Below are 11749 nucleotides of genomic sequence, written 5' to 3'. Positions count from 1 at the left end.
GTCCGACTGCGGTTTGCTCCTAGCCGGAAGCCAAAAGCGCCCGGCGCAATAGGTTCATATCATCGACACTTGGTATGACACACCTCGTTCGGGACGAGGGGGCGAATGTCTCAAGTCGCGATCCGATTCTATGCCCAGACAACGAAAAAAGCGCGCTGACCTCAGGTCGCGCGCTTTTTTCGTCAAACCGGAAGATCAGAATTACTTGATCTTGGTTTCCTTGAACTCGACGTGCTTGCGCACGACCGGGTCATACTTGGTCTTGGTCATCTTCTCGGTCATGGTGCGGCTGTTCTTGGTCGTCACATAGAACGTGCCGGTGTCAGCCGTCGAGAGAAGCTTGATCTTGATCGTGGTCGCTTTCGCCATGGTCGTCCTGCCTTAAAAAAATCAATGCCGCGGAATCACTTTCGGCCACGGCGAAGTGCCGCGGAAACTACGCATTGGCGGCTAAAAGTCAAGTGCGATGGGGATGAAAAATCAGCCGATAGATGGCAAATACGACGAAGATGGCGAAGAAGGCCATCAACACCCGTGCAAACCCTTCGGGTCCGCCCAGGCTCAAGCCCGCGCCGATGGCAATAGGTCCGGCGATCGTGCCCACCGCATAGGCAAAGATGAAGGCAGCGTTGGCAGCGGCAAGATCCGAGCCGGAGAATCGCTGGCCGATATGGCTGAGTCCGACCATATAGAGGCCGGCGACAACGCCGCCCCAGATGAACAGCAGGATCGCCATCATCACCCAGCTGGTCGAAATAAAGGGGAGCACGATGGCACCGGCCAGGCCGACCAGGCCCATGATGAACAGCAGCATGCGCCGGTCTTTCAGGCGATCGGAAACCAGGCCGAGGGGGATCTGGAAGACGACATTGCCGATCGCCATGGCGGTCAGCAGGTTGCCCGCTTCCGCCGGCGTAAAACCCTGTCGCGTTGCATAGATTGGGAACAGGCCGAGGCCTCCAACCTCGACTGCGCCAAAGACGAAGACGCCGATGATCGCCGTGGGCACGACGAAAGTGTAGCGCAGGAAGTGATGTTGCGGCTTCTCATCGAGATAAGGGCTTTCGCCGCGCGCCAGATAGATGGGGATCGCGGCGGCCAGGATGACGGCCGCACCGACCAGGAAAGGCAGGATACCCTGGGTGCCGACCGCCGAGAAGATCGAGGTGCCGATGGCAAAGCCGACCGACAGCACCGTGCCGTAAATGCCGAGCACCAGACCGCGCTTGCTGGGCGGGGCGGCAAAATTGATCCAGAACTCCGACAGGATGAACAGCGTCGTCACCGCGCCGTGGAACACGATGCGCAGCGGAAACCAGGCCCAGAAATTTTCGATATAGTAGAAGCCGAGCGAACTGATCGCGGCGATCAGCACCGCCCAGATCATCGTCGTCGCCACGCCCGCACTGTGTGCAAGCTTGGTGGTGACGGGCGCAGCGATCATGGCGGCGATGCCGGCTGTCGCTGTGTTGAGGCCGCTCAGGAAGGAGGGGATGCCGCGCTGGTCGAGCAGCAGCGACAGCAGCGGCAGGCCGAGCCCTATGGCGATACCCACTGCGGATATCGACGAAATGGCGGCGAACAGCGAGGGCCAATGAATGTCCTCGCGCGCGCCGTCGATCTGGTCACTCATGCATGCTCACTTTCAAGATGGTCAATCCAACGATCGACTGTTCCCCAGAAACAGGAACATCCCCCACTGCTAATTAGACGGCTGGGGACCGGATTTCAAAGCCTCCGCGTGCATTTTGTCCGGATTTCCTCGCATTTCGCTCACGGCTGTTGATGCTCCGCAAGCGTGTCCTCCGGCCTCGGATCGTGCCCACCGAAGCCGTGCATACGCGTAGCCCATTGCAGCCCGATGACACCGCCCTTGATCGGCTGAATGAGCGCGAGCGCCAGGATCAATGTCAGCGGCGCCCAGATGGCGAGATGGATCCAGCTCGACACCTGGAAGCTCATGTCGGTGAACAGGAAGCCGCCAAGCGTGATATGGCCGACGACGATGATCGTCAGATAGGCCGGCAGGTCGTCGGCGCGCTGGTGGGTGTAATCCTCGCCGCAGACGGCGCAATTGTCGACCGGCTTGAGGAATTTGCGGAACAGCCTGCCTTCACCGCAATTCGGGCAGCGGCATAGGAAGCCGCGCTTCATCGACTGCATCACATCGCGCTTACCGATGTCGTCTTGTCCTGCATTCGACCAGTTCTGGCTCGCCTGCATTTTCGTTCTCCTTTGCCCGTCACCCCCGACGGATGTCACCTTCGACCTCGCGGGGGCCGCGTTCCCGGCAACTTACGGGCCGGGCGCGCCGGTGGACGCTTACCCGACTTGTGGAAGGAGCGCATTGCCGTCGGCATTTTGCGCCCTTCGCTCAATATTTCGAACCGCAGAGCGCCGGCGAGAGGTGCAGCTTCCGCCAGCCTGACACGGACTGGATCGCCCAGCCGGTAACCCAGGCCTGACCGTTCGCCGGTCAATGCCTGGTGCGCTTCGTCATATATATAGTAATCGTTGCCCAGCGTAGATATGGGAACGAAGCCGTCGGCGCCATAGGCGGGAAGTGAGACAAATAGTCCGGATTTGGTGACGCCGGACACCCGACCATCGAATTCAGCGCCGATCCGGCCCGCCAGATGATGCGCGACGAGCCGTTCGATGGTCTCGCGTTCGGCCGCCATCGCCCGTCGCTCAAACGTGGAGATTTCCGCGGCGATATCGTCGAGCTGCCCTTCTTCCTCCATGGTAAGCCCGCCCGCACCCAGGCCAAGCGAGGCGACCAGCGCCCGATGCACGATCAAGTCGGCATAGCGGCGAATCGGCGAGGTGAAGTGGGCGTAGCGCAGGAGATTGAGGCCGAAATGGCCGATATTCTCAGGGCTGTAGATGGCCTGGCTCTGCGAGCGCAGCACCATTTCGTTGACCATGATCTCGTAAGGCTTGTCCTCGACCTTCTCAAGAATGTGGTTGAAATGGTTGGAGCGCAGATTGCCGTGGGCGAGCGAAATATCAAGCGTGCCGAGGAACTGACGCAGGGTTTCCTGCTTGGCGAGGCTCGGCGCGTCGTGTACGCGGTAGACCAGCGCCTGCTTCTTCTTCTCCAGCGTCTCGGCGGCGGAGACGTTGGCCTGGATCATCATCTCTTCGATCAGTTTGTGGGCGTCGAGCCGCTCCGGCACGATGACCCGATCGACAGTGCCGTCGGATTTCAGCAGGATCTTGCGCTCGGGCATGTCGAGCTCGAGCGGCTGCCGACGGTCGCGACCGGCCTTGAGGATCGCATAGGCCGCCCAGAGCGGCTTGAGGATGGGATCGAGGATCGGGCCGGTCTTGTCGTCCGGATGGCCGTCGATCGCGGCCTGCGCCTGCTGGTAGGCGAGCTTGGCCGCGCTGCGCATCATGATGCGGTGGAAGGTATGCGACGCCTTGCGGCCTTCCTTGGAGAAGACCATGCGCACAGCGAGCGCCGGGCGGTCGACATTTTCCTTCAGCGAGCAGAGATCGTTGGAGATGCGCTCCGGCAGCATCGGCACGACGCGATCGGGAAAATAGACGGAATTGCCGCGCCTGAGCGCTTCGCGATCGAGCGACGATTGCGGCCGCACATACCAGGAGACATCGGCAATGGCGACAACGACGATGACGCCGCCGGGATTGTCCGGAGACGTGTCCGGCTCGGCATAGACGGCGTCGTCATGGTCCTTGGCGTCGGCCGGGTCGATGGTCACCAGCGGCATGTCGCGCCAGTCTTCGCGATGCTTCATGTCGGCCGGGCCGGCGGCGTCCGCCTCGCGCATCACGGCATCGGAGAACATGTAGGGGATGCCATGCGCATGGATGGCGATCATCGAGATCGCCTTTTCGCTGGCGACCGAACCGATCACCGAGAGAACCTTGGCGCGCGGCAGGCCATAACGGCCGATGCGGGCCGACTCGATCTCGACCAGATCGCCGTCCTTGGCGTCCCCGACGAATTCCGGATCGACTTCGAGTTCGGTGGCGCGCCTGTCGATCGGCAGGATGCGCGCGGCGGCGCCGTCGATCGACCGGAACACGCCCAGACCGGCATTCTTGCGCTTGTCGATCACCTTGATGACGCGCGCCGTATAGGCCGGGCCGCCCCGTTCCTTGTTGGGGAAAATTTTCGCGACAACGCGGTCGCCGATTCCGGCGACAGGCGCCTTGGTCTTCGAGCGCTCGCCGCCTGAAGACTGACGGATCAGCACCGCGGGCGCGACACCGCCATCTTCAGGCCATTCTGCCGGACGGCCGATCAGTTCGCCGGTCGTGTCGCGCATGGTGATATCGAGCACGGTGACCGGCGGCAAAGTGCCCGGCCGCTTCAACGCCTTGCGATCCTTCTCCAGCATGCCGTCGTCTTCGAGCGCGCGCAGCGCCGCTTTCAGCTCAACCCGCGTATCGCCCTTAAGGCCGAAGGCCTTGGCGATGTCGCGCTTGTTGGCGCGATCGGGATTGTCCTGGATGAACTCGAGCAGCACTTCGCGTGGCGGCACCACACCCTGAACGATCGATTGCTTCGGGCCGGCGACCTTGGCCGCCGGCTTCGTCCTGTCGTTGGATCTTGGCATTCTTGCCACGGAATCAGGCCTTCTTGGTTTTGGCACTCGTCGTTTTCGGCTTGGCGGCCGTTGTCTTGGTTGCGGTTTTGGATTTTGCAGCCGATTTCGCTGCAGTTTTCGGCTTGGCAGCGGCCTTGGCTCCGTCAGTCGACTCGGCCGCTGCGGCCTTCTTCTTCGGCGCCGGCTTCGCCTTGCCAGCGGGTGCCTTGGCGGCGCGCTCGGTGATCAGGGCAAGCGCTTCTTCCATCGTCACCGATTGCGGATCCTTGCCACGGGGCAGTGTCGCGTTGACCTTGTCCCAATTGACGTAAGGCCCGTAGCGTCCATCCCGGACAGTGATCTTGCCGCCGTTTGGATGATCGCCCAGTTCCTTCAACGCCGCCGGAGCGCCACGGGCTCCACGGCCGCCCTCAGCCGCTTTCAATGCCTTGTCGGCGATGACGGAGACGGCGCGATTGAGACCGATCGAGAACACATCCTCGACCGATTCGAGATTGGCATAGCCGCCGTCATGCAGCAGGAACGGACCGTAGCGGCCGATGCCCGACGAGATCATCTTGCCGGATTCGGGATGCTTGCCGATGTCGCGCGGCAGGTTGAGCAAGGCAATCGCCTTTTCCTGGTTCATCTGGTCCGGCGTCCAGCCTTTTGGAAGGCTGGCGCGCTTGGCATCCTTGCCGTCGCCGCGCTGGACATAGGGTCCGAAACGGCCGGAACGCAGCGTGATCTCTTCGCCGGTGATCGGGTCGGTACCGAAGGAACTCGGCTCGCTGGAAACCGAAGCTTCGTCCGTAGCTTCGCTGGATAGCTGGCGGGTGAAATTGCATTCCGGATAGTTCGAGCAGCCGATAAAGGCGCCGTAGCGGCCGAGCTTCAGCGACAATTTGCCAGTGCCGCAGACCTGGCAGATGCGCGGATCGCCGCCATCGGCGCGGGCCGGGAAGAGCAGGGGTGCCAGCGCCTCGTTCATCGCGTCGATAATGTCGCTGACGCGCAATTCCTTGGTCTGCTCGATCTGGGAGAAGAAATCCTTCCAGAAATCGCGCAGCACGTCCTTCCAGTTCAGCTCACCGGCGGAAATGCTGTCGAGCTTTTCCTCAAGCGAAGCGGTGAAGTCATACTCGACATATTTGGTGAAGAAGTTTTCCAGGAAGGCCGTGACGATACGGCCCTTGGAATCGGGGATCAGCTTGCGCTTGTCGATGGTCACATAGCCGCGGTCGCGGAGCGTCGCCAGCGTCGAGGCATAGGTCGATGGGCGGCCGATGCCGAGCTCTTCCATCTTCTTGATCAGGGTCGCTTCCGAATAGCGCGGCGGCGGTTCGGTGAAATGCTGACTAGCGTCGATCTTTTCCTTGGCGAGCGCCTCGTGCAGCCGGATTTCCGGCAGGCGGCCATCCTCGTCCTCGGCGTCGTTATCCTCTTTTTCCTCGCGCTGGTCGGTATAGGCGGCGATGAAGCCGTCGAACTTGATCACCGAACCGGTGGCGCGCAGGCCAGCGGTGCGGCCGCCATTGGTGGCGGTGATCTCGACGGTGGTGCGCTCGAAATCGGCACTCGCCATCTGGCTGGCAATGCCGCGCTTCCAGACCAGGTCATAAAGGCGATATTGATCAGCGTCGAGATATTGGCGGATGCTTTCCGGCGTGCGGTTGAAATCGGTCGGGCGGATCGCTTCGTGCGCTTCCTGGGCATTCTTTGCCTTGGTGGAGTAGAAGCGCGGCTTGTCCGGCACATAATTGGGGCCGAACTGGCTGCCGATGGCGCGACGTGCGGCATCGACCGCTTCGGGCGCCATCTGCACGCCGTCGGTACGCATATAGGTGATCAGGCCGGCGAATTCGCCGCCGAGGTCAAGGCCTTCATAGAGCTTCTGCGCCACCTGCATGGTGCGTGAGGCTGAAAAGCCGAGGCGCGACGATGCGGCCTGCTGCAAAGTCGAGGTGGTGAAAGGCGGTGCGGGATTGCGCTTGACCGGCTTGGCTTCGACGCTGTCGACGCGGTAGGCCGCGCTGTCCAGCATGGTTTTGAGGTCCTTGGCCAGCACGCCATTGCCGACCGAGCGTGCCTGCATGCGCTTGCCGTCGGCGCTGACCAGGCGTGCCTCGAACGTGTCGTTGCGCGGCGTGCGCAGCAAAGCCACGATGTTCCAGTATTCTTCCGCAACGAAGCGCTCGATCTCAGTCTCGCGGTCGCAGACCAATCTCAGCGCAACCGACTGCACGCGGCCGGCCGAACGGGCGCCTGGCAGCTTCCGCCAGAGGACTGGCGATAGGTTGAAGCCGACGAGATAGTCCAGCGCGCGGCGGGCGAGATAGGCATTGACCAGCGGCGCGTCGATATCGCGCGGCGCAGCCATGGCGTCGAGCACCGCCTTCTTGGTGATGGCATTGAAGACGACGCGGCTGACCGGCTTGTCGCCGATGACCCTCTTCTTCTTCAGGACATCAAGCACGTGCCAGGAAATCGCTTCGCCCTCGCGATCCGGGTCGGTGGCGAGGATCAGGCCATCGGATTTCTTGACGGCATCGGCGATTTCATTCAGCCGCTTCTGCGACGCGCTGTCGACTTCCCAGGACATTTCAAAGTCGTCGTCAGGTCGAACGGAGCCGTCCTTGGCGGGGAGATCGCGGACATGGCCGAAGGACGCCAGCACCTTGTAACCCGGACCGAGATATTTGTTGATCGTCTTTGCCTTTGCAGGCGATTCCACCACCACTACGTTCATGTTCTGTCTGCCAGACGGCTTTCTGTTCGTCGTGTCTCGTCGCTGTCCGGCTGCCGTAATGGGCCGGGCGCTCCGCTCTCACTAATCTATGTGCGATCGTCTTGGGGCGCTTATAGCCTTCGAACATGCGGCAATGCAATCCGTCCGTCTTGACAATCTCGGCGAGATCATCAAGCCGAGCGCCCAAGAGTTGCAGCATATCGTGTGCCCGGCTCGGTTGTTCAAGGTCATCCGGACGCGGCCCTCGGCGAAGCAGGCGGTATTCTCCTAGCCAAATCCGCGTCAATCCTGCGTCAAATCCAGCGAAACGAGCCCGCGCGGATGCCGGTGCAGTCGGCCGGCGAGGTCTAGCTCCAGCAGGATCGAATAGACAAGCTGGGCGTTGCAACCGGTATGACGTATGATTTCGTCGATCTCGACGGGCGTGGTGCTCAACGCGTCAAGTATCCGGTCCCGCTCCGAATCGCTCGGCGGGGGAGAGGTGGGTCTGTATTCCTCTCGTGGCGGCTCGCCGAGCGCCGTGTCGCTAAAGAGATCGACGCGGGTCATGGGCGCCATCGAGCGAATGACATCCGCAGATTCGGTGACGATCTGGGCGCCATCCTTCAACAACCCATTGGCGCCCTGGCTGCGCGGGTCGAGCGGCGAGCCGGGCACCGCAAAAACCTGACGGCCAAAATTTCCGGCATAACGGGCGGTGATCAGCGAGCCGGAGCGTTCGGCGGCCTCGATCACCACGAGGCCGAGCGCGACGCCGGCAATCAGCCGGTTGCGGCGCGGAAAGTCGCGAGCGCGGGGTTCCCAGCCGAACGGCATTTCCGTGATCGCCGTACCACCGGCGGCGGCGATCTCGTTGACCAGATCGGCATGTTCGGGTGGGTAGGGCTGATCAAGGCCACCGGCAAGGACCGCGATCGTTCCGGTTTCCAGGCTGGCCCGGTGGGCGGCGGCATCGATGCCACGCGCCAGGCCGGAAACGATGGTGTAGCCCGCCTTGCCGATATCGCGGGCCAGCATGCCCGCGAATTTGGCCCCGATGGCCGAGCAATTACGGGCACCAACCATGCCGACCGCCGGGCGCTGCAGCGCTTCGGCTTTGCCTTTTACGGCAAGCAATGGCGGGGCGCCTTCGATCTGCCGGAGCGCCGGCGGATAATCCGGCTCGCCGATGCCGACAAAACAGGCACCAAAGCGACGGGCGAAATCAAGTTCCGTCTCGGCCTCTTCCACGGTCGCGATGCGAATGCTGCGGGTGGCGCCGCCACGTACAGACAGTTCCGGCAGCCTCTGCAACGCGGCTTCGGCGGTGCCGAACTGATTGATGAGATCGCGGAAGGTCGCGGGGCCGACATTGTCGGAGCGGATCAGGCGCAGCCAGGCGAGCCGCTGGCGATCGGTGAGCGCAATGCCTTTCGAACCTGCGCTATTCGCCATTCTGCCTGCTTACCCCTTGTTGCCGATCTTGCTCTCGGTGCCGGAGAGCAACCTCTGAATGTTTGCCCGATGCTTGATCCAGGCGATCACGGACATCACGGCTGCAAGCACCGCGACCTTATGGTCATCGACGACCCATTCCACAATCGGGATCACGATCGTCGCAACCAGGGCGGAAAATGACGAGTAACGGCTAATGGCGGCGGTGGCAATCCAGACCAGCAGGAAAAGCACACCCATGCGCCAGTCGAGGCCGAAGGTCACGCCGATATAGGTCGCCACCCCCTTGCCACCCTTGAAGCCGAGCCAGACCGGGAAGATATGGCCGAGGAAGGCGAAGAAGCCGGCAATCACGCCACCTTCGATGCCGAGGAAATGCAGCGCCAGAAGGGCCGGGGCCGTGCCCTTGACCGCATCGAGGATCAGCGTGGTGGCGGCGAGGCCTTTGTTGCCGGTCCGCAGGACATTCGTGGCGCCGATATTGCCGGAGCCGATCGAGCGCACGTCGCCGAGGCCGGCCATGCGGGTGAGGATGAGGCCGTAAGGGACCGAGCCGGAGAGGTAGCCGAGCACGGCGCAGATGATCGCGGGAAAGGCCGCGATGTTCCAAGTCATCAAACTATCCATGTCGTCCTCCCCCGGGGACTAATTCAATGAGAATACCAACTTGCCAGCCACATAAGTCGCCACCGCCCGCCCGGAAAAGCGGGCATTCTCGAACGGCGTGTTCTTGGAGCGCGAGACGAGGTGATCCTTGATGCAGATCCACGGCTCGTCAAGATCGATCAGCGTGATATCAGCAGGCGTGCCCGGCTTCAGCGTCCCGCCCGGCAGGCCGAAGATCTCCGCCGGCTTGGTCGACATGGCGTGGATCAGCCGCATCAGGTTGACGGAGCCGTCGTGATAAAGGCGAAGTGCTGCGACCAGCATGGTTTCGAGGCCGATGGCGCCGTTGGCGGCTTCGCTGAAGGGCAGGCGCTTGGTGTCGACATCCTGCGGGTCGTGCGCGGAGACGATGATGTCGATCTCGCCATTGTTCAGTGCCTCGACCATTTTCACGCGTGCATCCTCGCCGCGTAGCGGCGGGTAGAGCTTGAAGAAGGTGCGGTATTCGCCGATGTCGTTTTCGTTGAGCGTCAGGTTGTTGATCGAAATGCCTGACGTGACCTTGGCGCCGCGCTTCTTGGCTGTTGCAATTGCCTCGACGCTTTCCGGCACGGAGATTTTAGCCGCGTGATAGCGGCCCCGGGTCAGGGCTGCGATGCGGAGGTCGCGCTCCAGCGGGATCAGTTCCGCCTCGTGCGGGATTCCGGAGAGGCCGAGCCAGGAGGCGAGCAGGCCCTCGTTCATCACGCCTTCGGCACTGAGATATTGATCGCGGGCTTCGAGCGCGACCACGGCGCCGAATTCGCGTGCATAGGTCAGTGCACGCCGCAGCACCTGCGTATCATGCAGATGCTCCCGGCCATTGGTGAAGGCCACGGCGCCAGCTTCCTTGAGCAGGCCGATCTCGGTCATCTCTCCGCCGGCCAGTCCCTTGGTCAGGGCTGCGGCCGGATAGATGTTGACCGGGGAGGCGTCGCGGGCATTCTTGCGGACGAATTCGACCAGGGCGACATCGTCGATCACCGGGTCTGTATCGGGCATCATGATGAAGGACGTGATGCCACCTGCCGCGGCGGCCTTGCCGGCCGAGGCGATGGTTTCGCGGTGCTCGCCGCCGGGTTCGCCGGTGAAGACCGAGGCGTCGATCAGGCCGGGGACGGCGAGGAGATTGCTGCAATCGCGCACGACTGCACCGCCGGGCGCGCCCTGGTTCAACGCCTCGCGGCCAGCAGCCTCGATCTTGCCATCGCGTATGATGATCGTGCCGGTCTCGTCGAGGTTACGCGACGGGTCGACGATGCGGGCGTTCTGGAGGACGGTGACGGCGCTCATACGCGTTCTCCCAGATTCTCGTTGACCAGCAGGGCCTCCATGACAGCCATGCGCACGGCCACCCCCATCTCGACCTGTTCGCCGATCACGCTTTGCGGGCCGTCGGCAATATCGGAGGCGATCTCCACGCCGCGGTTCATCGGGCCGGGATGCATGACCAGCGCATCCTCCTTGGCGGCTTTCAGCTTCTCGGCATCGAGGCCGAAATAGTGGAAATATTCGCGCACCGAGGGCACGAAGGCGCCCGACATGCGCTCGCGCTGCAGGCGCAGCATCATCACCACGTCGGCATCCTTCAGGCCTTCCTTCATGTCATGATAGACCTCGACGCCCATATCGGCGATGCCAGCCGGCAGCAGCGTCGCCGGCGCCACGACGCGGATGCGCGCGCCCATCGCACCGAGCAGCAGCATGTTCGAGCGGGCGACGCGCGAATGCAGCACGTCGCCGCAGATGGCGACGATGATGCGCGACAGCTTGCCCTTGGCGCGGCGGATGGTCAGCGCGTCGAGCAGGGCCTGGGTCGGATGCTCATGCTGACCGTCGCCGGCATTGATCACCGAGCAGGACACTTTCTGCGACAGAAGCGCCGCAGCGCCGGCGGCGGAATGGCGGATGACCAGCACGTCCGGACGCATGGCGTTCAGCGTCATCGCCGTGTCGATCAGTGTTTCGCCCTTCTTCACCGAAGAATTGCCAACCGACATGTTCATGACATCGGCGCCGAGCCGTTTGCCAGCGAGTTCGAAGGAGGCTTGGGTGCGGGTCGAGGCTTCGAAGAACAGGTTGATCTGGGTGAGGCCGCGCAATGTCGACGTCTTCTTTTCCCGCTGCCGGGAGATTTTCACCGCCTCGTCGGCCTTGTCGAGCAAATAGCCGATATCCTGTTCGGTCAGGCCCTTGATGCCGAGCAGGTGGCGGTGGGGAAAAAAGACCATGAGGGTAATCCTTTCAGGATTTTCGCGCTCTATAAGAGGGCAGCGTTCGAGGAGCAAGGGCCGTGCGGCGACAAACCGCGCCGATCCCCAGCGGAATGCGCTTCATCAAATTCATGGCTGTTGCTCAGGAT

Annotated in this window: 9 protein-coding genes; all 9 read right to left on the bottom strand. The window is 62.5% G+C overall.

Translation table 11 applies throughout. The features are described from left to right. Positions 1-201: 201 nt before the first annotated feature. The 9 genes from rpmG to AC1DYF_RS29205 all read right to left on the bottom strand — a co-directional run bounded on the left by rpmG (position 202) and on the right by AC1DYF_RS29205 (position 11618). Positions 202-369, bottom strand: coding sequence for a 50S ribosomal protein L33 (gene rpmG, locus AC1DYF_RS29245; protein WP_258162352.1), 168 nt, complete (start codon positions 367-369; stop codon positions 202-204). Positions 370-457: 88 nt separating this feature from the next. After that, positions 458-1633, bottom strand: coding sequence for an MFS transporter (locus AC1DYF_RS29240; protein WP_477880965.1), 1176 nt, complete (start codon positions 1631-1633; stop codon positions 458-460). A 140-nt stretch (positions 1634-1773) separates the two neighbouring features. Continuing rightward, entirely contained in the window at positions 1774-2223 is a 450-nt protein-coding gene (locus AC1DYF_RS29235; protein ID WP_477880963.1) for a DUF983 domain-containing protein, read from the bottom strand. A gap of 35 nt (positions 2224-2258) precedes the next feature. Beyond that, positions 2259-4589 carry a ribonuclease R gene (rnr, locus tag AC1DYF_RS29230; RefSeq protein WP_477880962.1) on the bottom strand — a complete coding sequence of 777 codons (2331 nt, stop codon included), beginning with the start codon at positions 4587-4589 and terminating at the stop codon, positions 2259-2261. 13 nt (positions 4590-4602) lie between these two features. Continuing rightward, positions 4603-7308, bottom strand: a complete 2706-nt coding sequence (gene topA / locus AC1DYF_RS29225; protein WP_477880961.1) for a type I DNA topoisomerase — start codon at positions 7306-7308, stop codon at positions 4603-4605. A 282-nt stretch (positions 7309-7590) separates the two neighbouring features. Further along, the gene (dprA, locus tag AC1DYF_RS29220; RefSeq protein ID WP_477880959.1) at positions 7591-8742 is read right to left on the bottom strand and encodes a DNA-processing protein DprA; all 1152 of its coding nucleotides are present in this window, start codon (positions 8740-8742) and stop codon (positions 7591-7593) included. 9 nt (positions 8743-8751) lie between these two features. Further along, entirely contained in the window at positions 8752-9369 is a 618-nt protein-coding gene (gene plsY, locus AC1DYF_RS29215; protein ID WP_477880957.1) for a glycerol-3-phosphate 1-O-acyltransferase PlsY, read from the bottom strand. A gap of 18 nt (positions 9370-9387) precedes the next feature. Continuing rightward, positions 9388-10680, bottom strand: coding sequence for a dihydroorotase (locus AC1DYF_RS29210; RefSeq protein WP_477880956.1), 1293 nt, complete (start codon positions 10678-10680; stop codon positions 9388-9390). Next, a complete protein-coding gene (locus AC1DYF_RS29205) occupies positions 10677-11618 on the bottom strand; it encodes an aspartate carbamoyltransferase catalytic subunit (RefSeq protein ID WP_477880954.1) in 942 nt (313 codons plus the stop codon). The genes AC1DYF_RS29210 and AC1DYF_RS29205 overlap by 4 nt, the downstream gene beginning before the upstream one ends. Positions 11619-11749: the final 131 nt, after the last annotated feature.

It is taken from the genome of Rhizobium sp. P2_G9, from assembly GCF_056403475.1.
Note: the sequence above shows the minus strand (reverse complement) of the source record. Positions and strands in the feature narration are given on the sequence as shown.